Annotated in this window: 15 protein-coding genes and 1 pseudogene; 3 read left to right on the forward strand and 13 right to left on the reverse strand. The window is 68.7% G+C overall.

Going from position 1 to position 16,132, the window contains the following annotated elements; all coding sequences use genetic code 11:
- Positions 1–16: 16 nt before the first annotated feature.
- Both B9G49_RS10010 and alaS read right to left on the reverse strand, forming a co-directional pair.
- On the reverse strand, positions 17–820 hold the full coding sequence (locus B9G49_RS10010; RefSeq protein WP_086216263.1) for an alpha/beta fold hydrolase: 804 nt from the start codon (positions 818–820) through the stop codon (positions 17–19).
- A 19-nt stretch (positions 821–839) separates the two neighbouring features.
- A complete protein-coding gene (gene alaS / locus B9G49_RS10015) occupies positions 840–3,620 on the reverse strand; it encodes an alanine--tRNA ligase (protein ID WP_086216264.1) in 2,781 nt (926 codons plus the stop codon).
- 148 nt (positions 3,621–3,768) lie between these two features.
- Between alaS and B9G49_RS10020 the strand changes: the two genes are divergently transcribed.
- From B9G49_RS10020 to B9G49_RS10030, 3 genes are read left to right on the forward strand one after another with little or no spacing between them, the layout of a single operon-like run.
- Positions 3,769–5,640 (forward strand): PAS domain-containing sensor histidine kinase, encoded by a 1,872-nt coding sequence (locus B9G49_RS10020; RefSeq protein WP_086216265.1) that lies wholly within the window; start codon positions 3,769–3,771, stop codon positions 5,638–5,640.
- A gap of 54 nt (positions 5,641–5,694) precedes the next feature.
- Entirely contained in the window at positions 5,695–5,973 is a 279-nt protein-coding gene (srp19, locus tag B9G49_RS10025; protein ID WP_004596410.1) for a signal recognition particle subunit SRP19, read from the forward strand.
- A 2-nt stretch (positions 5,974–5,975) separates the two neighbouring features.
- The gene (locus B9G49_RS10030) at positions 5,976–6,206 is read left to right on the forward strand and encodes an H/ACA ribonucleoprotein complex subunit GAR1 (protein WP_086216266.1); all 231 of its coding nucleotides are present in this window, start codon (positions 5,976–5,978) and stop codon (positions 6,204–6,206) included.
- On the opposite strand, the gene B9G49_RS10035 is transcribed toward B9G49_RS10030, so the two are convergent.
- From B9G49_RS10035 to B9G49_RS10085, 11 genes and pseudogenes are all read right to left on the reverse strand, one after another.
- Positions 6,207–6,527, reverse strand: a complete 321-nt coding sequence (locus tag B9G49_RS10035; protein WP_049931211.1) for a hypothetical protein — start codon at positions 6,525–6,527, stop codon at positions 6,207–6,209.
- Positions 6,528–6,686: 159 nt separating this feature from the next.
- Positions 6,687–8,189 (reverse strand): NADH-quinone oxidoreductase subunit N, encoded by a 1,503-nt coding sequence (locus B9G49_RS10040; protein WP_086216267.1) that lies wholly within the window; start codon positions 8,187–8,189, stop codon positions 6,687–6,689.
- Entirely contained in the window at positions 8,182–9,696 is a 1,515-nt protein-coding gene (locus B9G49_RS10045) for a NuoM family protein (RefSeq protein ID WP_049931345.1), read from the reverse strand. Before B9G49_RS10045 ends, B9G49_RS10040 begins: the two co-directional genes overlap by 8 nt.
- Before the next feature lie 14 nt (positions 9,697–9,710).
- Entirely contained in the window at positions 9,711–11,759 is a 2,049-nt protein-coding gene (nuoL, locus tag B9G49_RS10050; RefSeq protein ID WP_086216268.1) for an NADH-quinone oxidoreductase subunit L, read from the reverse strand.
- Between the two features lies 1 nt (position 11,760).
- Entirely contained in the window at positions 11,761–12,081 is a 321-nt protein-coding gene (gene nuoK, locus B9G49_RS10055; protein ID WP_049931218.1) for an NADH-quinone oxidoreductase subunit NuoK, read from the reverse strand.
- Entirely contained in the window at positions 12,078–12,437 is a 360-nt protein-coding gene (locus tag B9G49_RS10060; RefSeq protein ID WP_086216269.1) for a hypothetical protein, read from the reverse strand. Before B9G49_RS10060 ends, nuoK begins: the two co-directional genes overlap by 4 nt.
- Positions 12,434–12,700, reverse strand: coding sequence for an NADH-quinone oxidoreductase subunit J (locus B9G49_RS10065; RefSeq protein ID WP_049931222.1), 267 nt, complete (start codon positions 12,698–12,700; stop codon positions 12,434–12,436). Before B9G49_RS10065 ends, B9G49_RS10060 begins: the two co-directional genes overlap by 4 nt.
- A 49-nt stretch (positions 12,701–12,749) precedes the next feature.
- On the reverse strand, positions 12,750–13,211 hold the full coding sequence (locus B9G49_RS10070) for an NADH-quinone oxidoreductase subunit I (protein WP_049931224.1): 462 nt from the start codon (positions 13,209–13,211) through the stop codon (positions 12,750–12,752).
- A gap of 1 nt (position 13,212) precedes the next feature.
- Complete coding sequence (locus B9G49_RS10075) at positions 13,213–14,286, reverse strand: NADH-quinone oxidoreductase subunit H (protein WP_049931226.1); 1,074 nt, start codon at positions 14,284–14,286, stop codon at positions 13,213–13,215.
- A complete protein-coding gene (locus tag B9G49_RS10080; protein WP_086216270.1) occupies positions 14,286–15,950 on the reverse strand; it encodes an NADH-quinone oxidoreductase subunit D in 1,665 nt (554 codons plus the stop codon). Before B9G49_RS10080 ends, B9G49_RS10075 begins: the two co-directional genes overlap by 1 nt.
- Positions 15,947–16,132, reverse strand: a pseudogene (locus B9G49_RS10085) (NADH-quinone oxidoreductase subunit B); the annotation flags it as partial. The gene B9G49_RS10080 and the pseudogene B9G49_RS10085, both read right to left, overlap by 4 nt.

Raw genomic sequence — 16,132 nt, forward strand, 5'->3', positions numbered from 1 at the left:
GCCCCGAACGCCGCGCCTACTCGAACCGGCCGGCCGCGTGTTCGGCGAGCCAGCCGACGAGGAGGTCGTTGACCGCGGCCGACGCCTCGACTCCGACGAGGTGGCGCGCCCCGTCGATCCCGTGGAACTCCCCACGGGGGAGCCCCTCCGCGAGCGTCTCCCCGGCCGTGGCCGGACAGACCGTGTCGTCGGTGCCGTGGACGACGAGCGCGGGCGTGGTGATCTCGTGGAGGCGACCGGCGAGGTCGAACCCCTCGATCGCGGCGCGGTGCGCCTCGTACGTCTCGCGGTCGGCGTCCTCCGCGAGGCGCCACTCCGCGATCCGCGAGAGCGCGTCGGGATGGGCCTCACGGAAGTCGAGCGAGAGGAGGCCGTTCAGCGACCCCTCGACGGCGGCCGGATCGGCCGGGGGGGCCCAGACGCCGTCGGGGTTGTAGGCGTCCCCCGCGGGCGGCGTCCCGACGAGCGCGACGCTCGCCGGCCGCGAGGAACTCGCCGCGGCCGTCAGCGCGACCATCCCGCCGAGCCCGTAGCCGACGAGGTGAGCGTTTCGGATCCCCTCGGCGGCACACACCGCGTCCACGTCGGCCGCGAGCTCCCCGACCGCGTACGGGCCGGGCGGGGCGTCGGACCGCCCGACACCGCGCGTCTCCGGGGTGATCACGGTGTGTGGACCGGCGAGCGCCGCGTGCTGCCAGCCGAACTGCCAGGCGCCGAGCCCGACGTCGCCGCAGAACACCACCGCCTCGTCGCCGTCGCCGGCGTCGGGGGCGTCCACCTCGTACCGGATCTCGGTCCCGGCGTTGGTCGCGTGCGGCATAGTGGCGAACTGGGCGCGTTCAGGCCTCCTGAAGGCTGCGGAGGACGTCCGGCGCCGCGTCGAGGGCGTCGTCTAAGGCGTCCGCGTCCGGGCCGCCGCCCTGCGCGAAGTCCGGCGGCCCGCCGCCGCCACCGCCGACGCGCCTGGCGAGCTCCGAGACGACCTGCCCCGCGTTCACGTCGACGCAATCGGGGACGCCGACGACGAAGCTCGCGGAGCCGTCAGCGCCGCTGCCGATCACCGCGACTTTCCCGTCGTCGACGTGGGCGTTCGCGGTCGCGCGCAGTTCGTCGGCGTCGCCGTCGAGCCGCTGGATCACCGCTGTCGTCCCGGCGACCTCGACCGCCTCGGCGTCGGCGCCGCCGGCGGCCCGCGCGGCCGCGAGCTCCTCTTTGAGCGACTCGATCTCCTTACCGCGGGCCTTCCACTCCTCGAAGAAGCGCTCGGCGGTGTCCGGCACGTCGAGCGGGTCCACGTCCAGGACCTCGGCCGCGTCGTACAGCGCGTCCTCGGTGCGCTGGGTCGCCTCCACCGCCGCGGCCCCGGCCGCGAAGACGATGCGCTCGACGCCGTCCTGTACCGGCTCCGTCTTCAGCACTTTCACGGCGCCGATTTCGCCGGTGCGGGCGACGTGCGTGCCGGCGCAGGCCTGGACGTCGGCGTCGCCGACGTGGATCAGCCGGACGTTCGTTCCCGGCGGGACGCCGCCCTGGTACAGGTCGAAGCCGTGCTCGGCCTCCGCCTCGTTGCGGTCGGGCCACTCTTGGCGGACGGGGACGTCGTCGCGGACCAACTCGTTCGCGACGCGCTCGATCGCCTTCACGTCCTCGCGGTCGATGCGCTCGAAGTGGCGCACGTCGAGCCGCGCCGAGTCGGTTCCCTTCTGGGCGCCAGCCTGCCGGACGTGGTCGCCGAGCACCTTGCGGGCGGCGTGACCGATCAGGTGCGTCGCGGTGTGGTGCGCGCGCAGTCGGTCGCGGCGGTCGCCGTCCACCTGCCCCGTGACGAACTCGCCTTTGCCGGGGTCCGCGTCCGTGCGGTGGAGCACGACCCCGTCGACCTCCTGAACGTCGTCGACGTCGACGGTGGTCTCTCCGACCGTGAGGTGGCCGCGGTCGGCCGGCTGACCGCCGCCCTCGGGGTAGAACATCGTCTGGTCCAGCACCACGTCGTACCCGCCCTCGGCCTCCAGCACGTCGAGGACGACCGCCTCGAACTCCGTGCGTCCCTGGTCGTCGTAGAACAGCTTCTCCGTCTCGGGGAGGTCGGCGAGCCGCTCGTCGCGCTCGTCGCTCTCTCCCGCGGCGTCGCCCTCCTCGTGTCGGTCGGCGACGAGCGCGTAGAAGTCGTCGGGCACGTCGACGGTCGCGCCGCGCTCGTCGGCGATGTCGGCGACCATGTCGGGCTGGATCCCGTGGGAGTCGTACAGCTCCAGTAGCTCCCCCGTCGGGATCGGCTCACCGGTGCCGGCGTACTCGTCGGCGAGATGTTCGACCTTGCGGGCGCCGCGCTCCAGCGTCCGCTCGTACTTCCGCTCCTCGCTGCGGACGATCTCGCGGATCGTGTCGCGGTTCTCGTAGCCGAGCCGCTCGGCCTGCATGTCGACCAGCTCGTCGAGCGGCGCGTCGACGCCGACCTCGTCGACGAGGCGCTTCATCCGGCGGAGCACCATCCGGGCGAGGTAGCCCGTGCCGACGTTCGACGGGACGATCTCGTCGCCGAACATGTACGCGAGCGTCCGCGAGTGGTCGGCGATCGCGTAGATCGCTTCGAGCGGTTCCACCAGCTCGCGCAGTCGGTCGACGTCCACGTCGAGCCGGTCTGCGATCTCGCCGCGGGCGGCCTCCACGTCGTCGACGTCGTCGATGTCGAGCCGGCCGGAGAGCTTGGCGGCGCGGTGGACGATCTCGCGTTCGGCCTCGGTGTGCTCGACACCGGCGTTGTCTTTCAGGAAGTCGATCGCGTCGGGGTAGACGGCCTCGTACACGGTCGCGGTCCCCTGGCTCATCCACGTCCACCGCTCTAACCCGTACCCGGTGTCGACGATGTACGTGTCCATGAACGAGTACGAGTTCCCGTCTTTCATCTCGTAGTCGCCGTCGGGGTCCCGCTCCATACACATGAAGACGAGCGTCGCCAGCTCGGCGCCCTTGTAGATGACCTCGATGGCGGGGCCGGCGTTACCGCCGCCGACCCACGGGTCCTCGATGTAGGTGATCTCTTCGAGGTCGGCGCCGAGACTCTCGAACAGCTCGTCGCAGTACCGGACCGTCTCGTCTTTCCAGTACACCTCGCCGTGGTAGGCGTACTCGTCCTCGTCGACCTCCTCGCGCGTGTTGAACGCGTGGTGGGCCATCATCTCGAACGCCATCGTGTGCCGGCCCGTCTTGCCGACGTTGTCGATGTCCTGCATCCGGATACAGGGCTGCGAGATGGTCAGCGGGTTCGCCGGCGGGGGCGTCTGTCCCGAGGTGACGAGCGGCTGGAAGTCGTAGATCGACGCCTGCGTCAGGAGCACGTCGTCGCGCCAGCGGTTCGCGGCGACCGGGTACGGGTCGATCCGCTCGTGGCCGTTGTCTTCGAAGAAGGAGAGGAACGCCTCGCGCATCTCCGACAGCGAGTGCGCCTCCGGGAAGCCCGGGTCGTCGATGAAGCTGTAGTCCTCGCAGGGCGGCTCGCCGCACAGGTCGCGGTCGCCGTCGCGGGTCCAGAAGTGCGCGCCACAGGAGGGACACTCCTTGCGCTCGAACCCCTCCTCCTCGAAGTAGTCGAGACGGTACTCCGCTTCGAGATCGCTCATTACACGAACGTGGCCCGTGTTGCTCCAAAAGGGTTCCGGGGTCGCTCGTCGCCGGCGAGGAGGGCGGAGCGCGGGACGGCCGGAACCGCCCGACTGCGGAGATCGGTACGAAGTTTTATGCTCTCGGCGTATACTAATTCGTACAATTGTGACTCCTGCGTTGGGTGAGCGCGCGTCCGTTCTCGTGCTCGCAGACGACCCCCGACTCACCGACGAGGTCGAGTCGGGGGCCGACCCAGAGAACCGCGGCGACGACGGACCGGTCGCGGTCGAGACCCACGCGACAGCTCCCGCCGACGTCGACGAGGAGCGCCTCGCGGAGGTCGACGTGGCGGCCGTCACCGACGAGGCGGGGCTCGACCGGGTCCGCTCGGCCGAGGCCGTCGAGTACGTGATCGCGTACGTCGACGATCCGACGGGCCGGACCGCGACGGACCCGCTCGTCGACGCGGTCGCCGGAACGCCCGAGGCGCTCTCGGAGACGGTCTCGTGGCTGCTCGCCCGGGATCAACGGTCGACCGTCCGGGCGAAGCCGACCCGGACCCCGTCGCGAATCGAACAGCTCAACGCCGGGATGGCGGAGCTCGCCGCCGTCAGGTCGGTCGACGAGGCGTACCGGGCGGCCATCGCCGTCACCGAGCAGGTGTTTCCGGAGTATCACGCCGTCGTCGCCGTTCGGGACGGCGAGTGGGTCGAGCCCGTGGTCGCCTCCAGCGGGACGCCCGTCGAGGACTGTAACCGGGTCCGCGTCGGCGCCGGCGTGGCCGGCAGGACCGTCCAGACGGGCGACGCGTCGATCGCCCCGAACCCGAACCCAGAGGGCCAGTTCGGTACGCTGCTCACCGTTCCCGTGGGCGACGACGTCGTCTTCCAGCTCGCCGCCGACGGAGTCGACGACGGCGACGCGTTCGACGACGCCGACCGCCGGCTGGCGGAGCTGCTCGCCTCCCACCTCGAAGAGACGCTCGACCGGATCGGGGTCACGGAGGCGCTCCGGACCGAACGCGACAGGCTGCTCGCGCTGTTCACGAACGTACCGGACCCCGCCGTCGCCTACGACTACGTCGACGGCGAGCCGATCGCCCGACAGGTGAACGACGCGTTCGAGGCGACGTTCGGCTACGAGGCCGAGACCGTGCTCGGCGAGTCCATCGACGAGTACATAGTCCCCCCCGACGCCGAGTCGGAGGCCGACGACCTCAACGAGCGCTTACAGTGCGGCGAGAACGTCCGCCGGGAGGTGACCCGGACCACCGCGGAGGGGCCGCGTCACTTCATCCTCCACGTCATTCCGATCCACCTCGACGCCGCCAACGCGGCCGGATACGCCATCTACACCGACGTCACCGACCGACGGGAGCGCGAGGAGACTCTCCGGCGGCAGAACGAGCGACTCGACGAGTTCGCGTCCATCGTCTCGCACGACCTCCGGAATCCGCTGTCGGTCGCGGAGGGGTACGTCGACCTCGCCCGCGAGACGGACGACACGGCGCCCCTAGAGAAGGCCGCGGACGCGCTCGGGCGGATGGACGAACTCGTCGCGGACCTCCTGTCGCTGGCCCGGGAGGGACGCTCGGTGGGAGAGACCGAGTCCGTCTCGGTGGTGGACGTCGCGCGCGAGGCGTGGGAGTGCGTCGACATGGCGAACGCGACCCTCGACGTCGAGACGGACGCGACGCTGGACGCGAACCGGACGCGGCTCTGCGAGCTGCTTGAGAACGTCTACCGGAACAGCGCGGACCACGGCCGCGACTCCCCCGACGAGCCGCTCTCGGTCCGCGTCGGAGCGCTGACGCGTCGCGACGACGGGACCGCGGCCGACGGCTTCTACGTCGAAGACGACGGGAGCGGGCTCCCGGACGACGCCGACAATGTGTTCGAGAGCGGGTTCACGACCGACGAGTCGGGGACGGGACTGGGACTCGCCATCAGCGAGCGCATCGCCGAGGCCCACGGCTGGAGCGCGCACGCGCTCGCCGCCGAGGACGGCGGGGCGCGCTTCGAGTTCCGGGTCCCCTGAACGCGCCCGGCGGCGGTCCGAAACGACCTTACGCCGCGCGCGAAGGTATCCGGTATGGTCGAGAACGTCGTCTACCCCGCATACTTCGACGCCGAGCTGTCGCGGTCCGAGGGGCGCCGCGTCCCGACGGATCTGGCGGTCGAAGCGCCGACCGTCGACGAGATAGCGAAAGCCGTCCAGCAGGTGGGCTACGACGCGGTCGTCGAGCGCGACGCGACGTATTCCCGGGAGTTCGAGCCACGGGGCTCCGTCGTCGTCAAAGGCACCGAAGACACCGCGAAAAACGACCTCGTTCAGGCGATCGCCGCGTACCTCGGCGTGCTCCGGGAGTAACCGTGCGGCGCGTCGGCACCGTCGTCCGCACGGCCGGCGGACTCGCGATCGCCCGCGGCGACGCCGGCGACGATCCGCCCCGGATCGGCGCGAGCATCGTCGACGAGTCGCTCTCGACGGTCGGCCGCGTCGTCGACGTGTTCGGTCCTATCGACCGCCCCTACGTGGCGATCACGCCCGGCGACGGCGTCGGACTCGCCGACCTCCTCGGCGAAAAGTTGTACGCGCGGTAGCTACGCGTCGCCCGGCTCGGGTGTCGTTCGTCCCTCCGCCGCCTCCTCGTCGACCGCCACGTCGAAGTCCGCGAGCGTCTTGTCCGTGCGAGCGAGGCGCTCGGCGACGAGCAGCTTCTCCCGCCGCTCCAGTCGGTCCCAGTCGAACTCCGCCGGCGGCGACGCCTCCAGCGACTCGAACCGCTCGATCACCGCCTCGTTCGCGAACCGCTCGAACGAGCCGCAGTCCGGACAGGTCCGGGACAAGTGCGACGTGTCGAAGGTGCGCGTGACGGTGGCGTCGAGGCAGTTCAGACACCGATAGGTGTGGCTCCGGGACACGAACACAGTAACGGGGCGAACGAATGAGTATCTGTGGTCGGCGGTGCGGGGTTCGGCGACCGAAACCGCCCTCCGGGGCGCGGTGAGTGGTGACGCGGAGAACAGCGGAAACAGAAATCGACCGGCGGAACGGACCGCTCAGCGCTGCGGAGCCGCCGGTCAGAACAGCGCGGAGGCCGCCGCTTCGGCCGTCTCGATGACGGGCCCGAAGCCGGGCAGGAGCAGCACCGTCGCGACCGCCGCGAAGATGACCGCGGCGTACAGCGCCGTCGGCCGCACGTCGATCGCGTCGAGCGCGCTCGGCGACGCGGGGTCGTCCAGGAACAGCGCCTTCACGACCCGGCTGTAGTAGTACAGCGACACGACGCTGTTTATCGCGCCGAGCCCGGCGAGCCACAGGAAGCCGTTGTCGATGGCCGCCTGAAACAGGAAGTACTTCGAGAAGAACCCGGCGAACGGCGGGAGCCCCGCCAGCGAAAACATGAACACGGCCATCGCGACGGAGGCGACCGGCGCGCGCCGCCAGAGCCCCGCGTAGTCCGCGAAGGTGCGGCCGACGCCCCACCGCTCCGCCATCGCGACGAAGAGGAACGCGCCGGTGTTCATGAACCCGTAGACGAGCAGGTGCGCCATCGCGGCGCCCATGACGGTGCCGTTGGCGGGCCCGTCGACCGTGAGCGCGGCGACGCCGATGAGCGCGTATCCGGCGTGCCCGATCGAGGAGTAGGCCAACATCCGCTTGACCTCCTCCTGGACCGCGGCCGCGAAGTTACCGAGCGTCATCGTGACGGCCGCGAGGATCGCGAACGCGAGCATCCAGTCGACGTTCGCCGACGCCGCCATCTCCAGCGGGAACGCCTCGGTGAACACGCGGAACGCGACGACGAACCCGGCGGCCTTCGAGGCCGACGAGAGGAACGCGCTCACCGGCGCGGGCGCGCCCTCGTACGCCTCCGGCGCCCAGAAGTGGAACGGGACGGAGGCCGTCTTGAAGGCGACGCCGCCGATCATCATCACGACGCCGACGCCGAGCACGCCGGCCAGCCCGTCGATCGAGGCCGACGCGATGTCGGCGAGGATCAGCGAGCCCGTCGCGGCGTACACGAGCGAGATGCCGAACAGGAAGATAGCCGACGAGAGCGCGCCGACGAGGAAGTACTTCAGCCCCGCCTCGACGCTCCCGCGGTTCTGCTTGAGGTACGCGACGAGCACGTACGAGGGCAGCGACACCATCTCTAAGGCGACGAACACGACCGCGAGCGAGTTCGCGACCGCCAGAAGCGCCATGCCGGTCGCGGCGAACGTCACGAGCGAGTAGAACGCCGCCGGGTTGGCGTGGTCGTGGAAGTAGTCGTGGGCCGCGACGAGAACCAGCGCGGTCACCGACGCGAAGATGGCGGTGAAGAACAGCGACAGCGTGTCCACCTTCACCGCGTCCGCGAACAGCAACACCGCGCCGCCGTCCGGGCTCACACCGCCGCTGGCGGTGAGCCAGACGCTCGCCGCGAGCGCGGCGAGGGACCCGATCGCGCCGACGACCGCCATCGACGTGTTCGACCGCGCGTCCGGCCGGACCGTGTCGACCAAGAGCAGCGCGAGACCGGTGACGGCAAGCAGGAGCGCCGGCAGCAGCGCCGTCACGCCGGGCAGGCCGTTAACCATTGATCGTCACCCCCTCTACCACGGGTAGGGCAGCGTCGCGGATCATCTCGAAGAAGATGTCGGGCGCAACGCCGAGCACGATGATCGCTACCAGCAGCACCGCGAGCGGGGCGACGTCGTGGAACGGCGCGGGCCCCACGTCGTAGTCGGTCTCCAGTTCGAACGGACCGAACAGCGTACTCTGCATCGCCGACAGCAGGTAGCCGGCGACGATGACGATACCGAACATCGCGAGCGCCGTGAACACCGGCGCGTACGGGAGCGACGGGGCGGACAGCGAGCCGACGAAGATGAAGAACTCGCCCGCGAAGCCGGCCATCAGCGGGAGCCCCATGTAGCCGAACGCGCCGGCGACGAGGATCCCGACGGTGACCGGCATCCGGTCGGCCATGCCGCCCATGTCGCCGATCATCCGCGTGTGGGTCGTGTTGTAGATGACGCCGACCGCCATGAACATCAGTCCCGAGATGAGGCCGTGCGCGACCATCTGGAACGTCGCGCCGCCGACCCCGTACTCGGTGAACACGATGAGCCCGAGGATGACGTACCCCATCGACGAGACCGACGAGTACGCGACGATGCGCTTGAGGTCCTTCTGTGCGAGCGCCAGCATCGCGCCGTAGATGACGCTGATGACGGCGATCGCCGCGATCGGAACCGCGAGCATCGACGCCTGGTCGGGCAGCATCGTGAAGTTGAACCGGAGCAGCGCGTACGTCCCCATCTTCAGGAGGACGCCCGCCAGCAGCACCGACGCGGGGGTCGGCGCCTGAACGTGCGCGTCCGGCAGCCACGTGTGGAACGGCACGATCGGGACCTTCACCGCGAACCCGAGGAACATCGCGAGGAACGCGAACAGGGCGAGGCGGTCCGGCGCGATGCCGAACCACGTGCCCAAGTCACCCGCGGCGATCGCCTGCGCGATCTCGGGTAAGGCGAACGACGACACCGAGTCGCCGAGCGCGAACACGAGGCTCATGAAGCCGATGAACATCAGTAGCGACGCCGCGTTCGTGTACACGAAGAACTTGATCGCGGCGTACTTGCGGCGCGGACCGCCCCAGATCCCGATGAGGAAGTACATCGGGACCAGCACGGCCTCCCAGAAGACGAACCACAGGAAGAAGTCGAGCGCGGCGAACACGCCCAGCAGGTTCGCCTCCATGAACAGCATGAGCCCGTAGAACTGGCTCTGCCGCGAGTCCACGGGCGTCCACGCGCTGACGATCGCCAGCGGGACGAGGAACGTCGTGAGCACGAACAGCGGGAGGCTGATCCCGTCGAGGCCGACGAACCACGAGACGCTGCGGCCGCCGACTTCGAGCCACTCGATCTGCGTCGCGTACGCTATCTCCCCGCCCAGCAGGGCGTTGCCGCCGGCCTCGAAGCCGGACCACAGGTAGAGGCTGCCGACGAACGGGATCAGGCTGATCGCGAACGACAAGCGGCCGGCCCACTCGTCGGGCGCGAGGAACACGGTCAGCGCGCCGACGAAGGCGGCCGCCATGAGCGCTTCGAGTATCACAGGAACCACCCCCCGGTCGCGCCGAGCACGAGCAACAGCGCGACGAGTCCGAAGGTGAGCAGGGCGGCGTACTGCGAGACGATCCCCGACTGGAGCTGACGGATCCGACCGCCGCCGGTGAGGCTCACCGAGGAGACGCCGTTCACGACGCCGTCGATGATTCCCTGATCGAAGACGTTCGCGCCGCCCGCGACGTCTTCCGTGCGATACGCGAGCCAGACCTGCAGTTCGTCGAGGTAGTAGTTGTTGTACAGCACGTCTTTGATGCCGCCGAGCTTGGCGGTGTGTTCCGCGGGCGACGGCACGTTGTAGAGCCGCCAGGCGAGTCCGAGTCCGAGCAGCGCTAAGCCGAGCGAGACGGCCGCGCCGACGAGGACGGTCCCGGTCTCACCGCCGACGAGGTAGCCGCTGCTGTAGAGACCCAAGTCGGCGTAGTGGTGCGAGGAGAGGCCCTCGATGCCGCCCCAGTGGTTGTCGAGCCACAGGTGAAGCAGGTCGATCCCTTCGATGCCGAGGACCTTCTGGACCGGCACCATGTTGATGAACCCGGTGACGACCGCGAGCGAGCCGAGGACCGTCAGCGGCCCCTTCACGTTCCAGCGGACCGGGACGGGGTCGCGCGCGGTGTCGCTGCGGGGCTCGCCGTGGAAGGTCAGGAACACCATCCGGAAGGTGTAGAACGCGGTGACCGGCACCGCGAGCAGCCCCATCAGGTAGCCGCCGAGCAGCAGCGGGTCGTTGAGGCCGTGGACGAGCGCCTCGTAGAGGATTTCGTCTTTCGACCAGAAGCCAGCGAACGGGAAGATTCCCGCGAGCGCCAGCGACCCGGCGAGGAAGGTGTAGTAGGTGACGGGCAGCTTCGACTTCAGCCCGCCCATGTCCCACATGTCTTCGTTGTGGTGCATCGCGATGATGACCGACCCGGCACCGAGGAACAGCAGCGCCTTGAAGAACGCGTGGGTGGTCAGATGGAAGACCGCGGCCACGTACCCGCCCGCGCCGAGCGCGAGCATCATGTACCCGTACTGGGAGATGGTGGAGTACGCGAGCACCTGCTTCAGCTCGTTTTTCACGAGCCCCATCGTCGCAGCGAACAGCGCCGTGAAGCCGCCGATGAAGGCGATGACCGCCATCGTCGTCGGCGTCAGCACGTAGAACCCGTACATCCGCGCGACGAGGTAGACGCCGGCCGCGACCATCGTCGCGGCGTGGATCAGCGCCGAGACGGGCGTCGGGCCCTCCATCGCGTCGGGGAGCCACGTGTGAAGCGGGAACTGCGCGGACTTCCCGACGACGCCGCCCAAGACGAGCAGGCCGACGACGGTCAGCCACGTCCCGAGTTCGACGCCGCCGGGCGTCCACGCGACCGAGCCGGAGCCGTTGAGCGCCGCGTCGGCGAGCGCCGGGAACGACTCCGGACCGGCGAACTGCGCCGTGCCGAAGGTGGCGAACACCGCGACGACGCCGACGAGGAAGAAGTAGTCGCCGAAGCGGGTGACGAGGAACGCCTTCTTCGCCGCCGACGGCGGGCCCGGCTCCCGGAAGTTGAAGCCGATGAGCAGGTACGAGCAGAGCCCGACCAGCTCGAAGAACATGAACGCCATCAGGAGGTTGTCGGCGACGACGAACCCGAGCATCGAGGCCGTGAACAGACCGAGGCCGGCGTAGTAGCGCGGCAGGCCGGTCTCGCCCTCGTCGTTCATGTAGCCGAGCGAGAACACGTGGACGAGAAGCGCCACGAGCGTCACGATGACGAGCATGAGCGCCGACAGCGGGTCGATCAGGACGCCGAAGGAGAGCTCGATGTCCGTCGGGCCGATGCCGGCACCGCCCTCGCTCGCCCAGTAGTACAGCGTCTCGTTGTACGCCCGTCCGCCCGCGACGGTCGCCGCGACCCAGATCGACAGCAGGAACGAGCCCGCGGTCGCGGCGATACCGCCGAACGCGCCGCCCTTCGGGAGGTACCTGCCCGCGCCGAGCGCGACCAGGAACGAGAAGAACGGGAGGAGCACGATCGCCGGGACGTATGCGAATGCGTTCACCATCTTACCACCTCATCTCCGCGGGAACAGTCACGTCTGTCGTGCCGAAGTTACGGTATAACACGAGTATGATGCCGATGCCGATGGCGACCTCGGCGGCGGCGAGCGCGATGACGAACAGCGCGAACACCTGCCCCGTGAGGTCGCCGTAGTAGAGCGCGAACGCGACGAAGTTGATGTTGGCCGCGTTCATCATGAGCTCGACGCTCATGAGGAAGTACAGCGCGTTCCGGCGCGTCAGCACGCCGAACAGACCGACGCAGAAGACGGCCGCCGCTAGCAGCAGGTACCACGACGGCGGAATGGAGGACGCGACGGCGGTCACTTCCGGTCACCTCCGTCGCGTCCGCCGTCCGTGAACGCCTGTCCGACCGCCGAGATGACCGACCCGTCCTCCTCGCGTTTCGCGAGGTAGACGGCGCCGTCGACCGCGACGTCGAGCGCGACCGCGGCGATCAGGAAGGCCGCGAGGAACCCCTCCGCGGGGATGGTCGCGATGTCGTACGCGCCGAGGTTGAACAGGGCGTACCCGAGGTTGTGGACGATCGAAGCGTCAGCCGGGAAGCCCACCTCCTCGAAGCCGAACGTCGCCGCGTTGATCGTCGCGGCCAGCACGGCGAACAGGGCGCCCACGGCGACCGCGGGGGCGATCCGCGACCCGCGGCTCTCGTCGTTGCTCACGCGCTACTCACCTCCGTTTCAGAATCAGATCGCGTGAGCATCACGGCGAACGTGACCAAGATGAGAACCCCGCCCACGTAGACGAGGATCTGCATGGCGGCGATAAACTCCGCCCGCAGCATCACGTAGTGCACCGCGACGCTCGTGAGGGCTCCGCCCAGCAGCAGCGCGGCGTGGAACACGTCGCGCGCCAGGACGACCCCGAGGGCGAACGCCAGCGTAACCGCGGCGAACAGCCCGAACGCGATGGTAGGATAAACCATTGTGTTTGTCTCCTATGAGAACCCCTTTGAAGATTTCGAGACGTGCCCGCTACTGGTAGTCGACCTCGCCGTCACCCTCCCCGATCCACGCGCCGCGATCGGGATTGCGGGACTCCAGCGGGTCGATCCCCTTGTACCACGGGACGTTCTTGAGCTGTTCTTTGTTGAACACGAAGTCGTCTTTCGTGTCGGCGGTGAACTCGAAGTTCTGCGTCAACAGGATCGCGTCGACGGGACAGACCTCCTCGCAGAGCCGGCAGTAGATGCACTGCCCGATGTGGAGGTTGTACTGCTCACCGTTGCGCTGGTCGTCCTGAACGATCTGGATCGTGTCGTTCGGACAGACGTTCTCGCACTGCCGACACCAGATACACCGTTCCTGGCTGAACTTGTGGACCCCGCGGAACCGCGGGCTCACTTCGGGCGCGTCCTCCGGGTATTCCACCGTGAACGTATTCCCGTCCAGCGCGTGCTTCATCGTCGTCGCCATGGATTTCATGAGTCCAATCATGTTACGCGATCACCCCCACGATTACGGCCGTGAGCACCAGGTTCGCGAACGATAGCACCAGCATTCCCTTCCAGCCGATTTCGATCAGCTGGTCGATACGGACGCGGGGCAGCGCCGCGCGGGCCCACTGCGTGAACAGGAAGAAGCCCCAGATCTTCACCACGAACCAGATGAAGCTGATACTCTCCGGACCGGGCCCGGAGGCCCCGCCGAGGAACGTTACGGCGAGGATCGCCCCGCCGAGGAAGATGTGGACGAACTCGCCGAGGTAGAAGAGGACGAAGTACGCCGAGGAGTACTCCGTCTGGTACCCGCCGACGATCTCGGTCGGCGCCTCGGGGATGTCGAACGGATTCCGCCCGATCTCCGCCATGTTCGCCGTGAGGAACAGCACGAACGCGAACGGGTTCACGAGGGCGTACCACGACGGGATCGAGACGCCGGCGATCGTCACGAGCGTCTCCGTCTGCGCGCCGACGACGCCGCTCATCTGGAGCGTGCCGGAGAAGATCACGACCGACATCGCCGTGACGATGAGCGGGATCTCGTACGCGAGGTTCTGCGCGACGGCGCGGAGGCCACCGAGGAGCGAGTACTTGTTGTTCGACGCGTAGCCGGCCATCACCAGCGAGACCGAGGCGATCGACGCGAACGCGAACACCAGCGCGAACCCGACCTCGGGGTCCGCGAGGTGGAGGTTGATCGGACCGAGCTGGCCCATCGGGATCACGGAGAAGCCGAGCAGCGCCGACGACGGCAGGATGATCGGCGCGATGTCCCACGAGGGGCGGTCGACGCCCTCGGGGATGATCAGCTCCTTCGCGAGGAGCTGGATCGCGGCCGCCGGGATGATGAGCAGGCCGAACGGGCCGATCCGGTCGACCGCGATCCGGTCGGTGAACGCCGCCGTGATCTTCCGTTTCGCCCACGGGCCCGCGACGCCCGTGAACGCGAGGATGATGTTTCCGACGACGAAGGCGGCGACCAGCGAGGCCGCGACCTCGCCGATGACGCTGTCGAGCCCGAGCGTGTCGACGATGAACTCGGGGAACAGCTGTGCGGGGGCCGTACCCATCAGCGGTCCACCTCCCCGAGAACGACGTCGAGGCTACCGAGGGCCGCGATGACGTCGGGGATGTACTCCCCGTTCGCCATCTCCGGCAGCGTCTGGAGGTTCGAGAAGCACGGCGACCGGATCTTGAACCGCGCCGGCTTGTCCGTGCCGTCCGCGCGGATGTAGATGCCGAGTTCGCCCTTCGCGCCCTCGACGGCGCGGTAGATCTCCGTGTCGTCGTCCGGGCGCAGCGTGCGCGGCACGTTCGCCTGGATGTTGCGCTCGTCTTCGGGCCAGTCCTCGAGCAGGTCGACGCACTGCTCGATGATCTTCGCGGACTCCTCGACCTCGCGCATCCGGACGAGCAGGCGGCTGAAGTTGTCGCCGCCGTCCTCGGTGACGACGTCCCAATCGAGCTCGTCGTAGTAGCCGTACGGGTCGTCGCGGCGGAGGTCGTAGTCGACCCCCGAGCCGCGGGCGACGGGGCCGGTCGCGCCGTAGTTCTTCGCGACCTCCGGCGGCAGGATGCCCGTGTCGATGGTCCGCATCTGGAACACCTCGTTCGAGGTGATCAGGTTGTGGTACTCCTCGACGGACTCCGGGAGCTGGTCGAGGAAGTCCCGGGTCTTCGAGAAGAACTCCTCGCGCGGTTCCGGCAGGTCCCAGACGACCCCGCCGAGCCGGAAGTAGTTGAACATCAGCCGCTGGCCCGTCAGGTCCTCCAAGAGGTTCTGGACGCGCTCGCGGTCGTTGATGGCGTACATGAACGTCGCCGTGAAGTCGCCGTTGATGTCGAGCGCGAACGTCGCGAGCGCGAGCATGTGCGCGGCGATCCGGCACATCTCCGCGCCCATCGTCCGAATGACCTGCGCGTACTCGGGCACCTCGATGTCCGCGAGGTCCTCGGCCGCGCGGGCGTACGCCCACTCGTTGAGCAGGCCCGCCGAGATGTAGTCCCAGCGGTCGGGGTACGGCATGATCTGGTGGCGGTACGTCCCGGACTGCGCCATCTGCTCCTCGCTGCGGTGGAGGTAGCCGATGTCTGGCTCAACGTCGGCGACCTGCTCGCCGTCGAGCACCGTCTTCAGGTGGAGGACGCCGTGGGTCGCGGGGTGGTGCGGCCCGATGTTGAGGAACATCGTGTCGGACTCGGCGTCCTTGTGGTGGTCCTCCAGCGGGTTCGCGTGCTCCGGCAGCGTGGCGATCTGCGGCCGGTCCTTGTCGTAGTCCATCGACAGGGGGTGGCCCTGCCACGTCTCGGGGAGCAGGATCCGACGGAGGTCGGGGTGGTCGTCGTACTCGATCCCGATCAGGTCGTACGCCTCCCGCTCGTGCCAGTCGGCCGTGCGGAAGACGGGCTCGGCCGACTCGGAGACGGGGTCGTCCTTGTCGGCGGGCACGACGATGCTGACCTCTTGGGTCGGATCGTCGTACTTCTTCAGGTGGTAGATGGACTCGTAGCGGTTCTCGTACTCCTGTGCGGAGACCACGGAGAGGTGGTCGTACCCCGCCTGCTCTTTCAGGGTCCGAAGCGTTTCCTGAACGGTGTCCGGGCGGATGACGAACCCGGGCGCGTTCAGATGGTCGTCGCGGTCGACGACGAGGTCGCCGAGCAGCGCCTCCAGCTCGTCGGGGGTGCGCTCGGCGGCGTCGTCGTCGACTCTGTCTGGTCGTTCGAGGCTCATGGCGAATCAGCGAAGTTGTACCGCATGACGAGTTCGTCGTCGTCGATCTGGTCGGCCAGCTTGTCGACGAGCTCGTCGCGTTCGAGGTCCGAGAACTCCTCCAGCTCGTACGGCTTGACGGTGACGGGCGCGGCCTCGCCGTTGGCGACGCGCTCCTGTAGTTTCACGACGCCGTACACGAG

Source organism: Halorubrum sp. SD683, assembly GCF_002135045.1.
GTDB lineage: Archaea > Halobacteriota > Halobacteria > Halobacteriales > Haloferacaceae > Halorubrum > Halorubrum ezzemoulense.

Bases quoted from the DNA above. Each gene is read 5' to 3' on its own strand.
- B9G49_RS10010 (WP_086216263.1), bottom strand. From the start codon at position 820: ATGCCGCACGCGACCAACGCCGGGACCGAGATCCGGTACGAGGTGGAC.
- alaS (WP_086216264.1), bottom strand. From the start codon at position 3,620: ATGAGCGATCTCGAAGCGGAGTACCGTCTCGACTACTTCGAGGAGGAG.
- srp19 (WP_004596410.1), top strand. From the start codon at position 5,695: ATGGTCGAGAACGTCGTCTACCCCGCATACTTCGACGCCGAGCTGTCG.
- B9G49_RS10040 (WP_086216267.1), bottom strand. From the start codon at position 8,189: ATGGTTAACGGCCTGCCCGGCGTGACGGCGCTGCTGCCGGCGCTCCTG.
- B9G49_RS10045 (WP_049931345.1), bottom strand. From the start codon at position 9,696: ATGGCGGCCGCCTTCGTCGGCGCGCTGACCGTGTTCCTCGCGCCCGAC.
- nuoL (WP_086216268.1), bottom strand. From the start codon at position 11,759: ATGGTGAACGCATTCGCATACGTCCCGGCGATCGTGCTCCTCCCGTTC.
- B9G49_RS10065 (WP_049931222.1), bottom strand. From the start codon at position 12,700: ATGGTTTATCCTACCATCGCGTTCGGGCTGTTCGCCGCGGTTACGCTG.
- B9G49_RS10070 (WP_049931224.1), bottom strand. From the start codon at position 13,211: ATGATTGGACTCATGAAATCCATGGCGACGACGATGAAGCACGCGCTG.
- B9G49_RS10075 (WP_049931226.1), bottom strand. From the start codon at position 14,286: ATGGGTACGGCCCCCGCACAGCTGTTCCCCGAGTTCATCGTCGACACG.
- B9G49_RS10080 (WP_086216270.1), bottom strand. From the start codon at position 15,950: ATGAGCCTCGAACGACCAGACAGAGTCGACGACGACGCCGCCGAGCGC.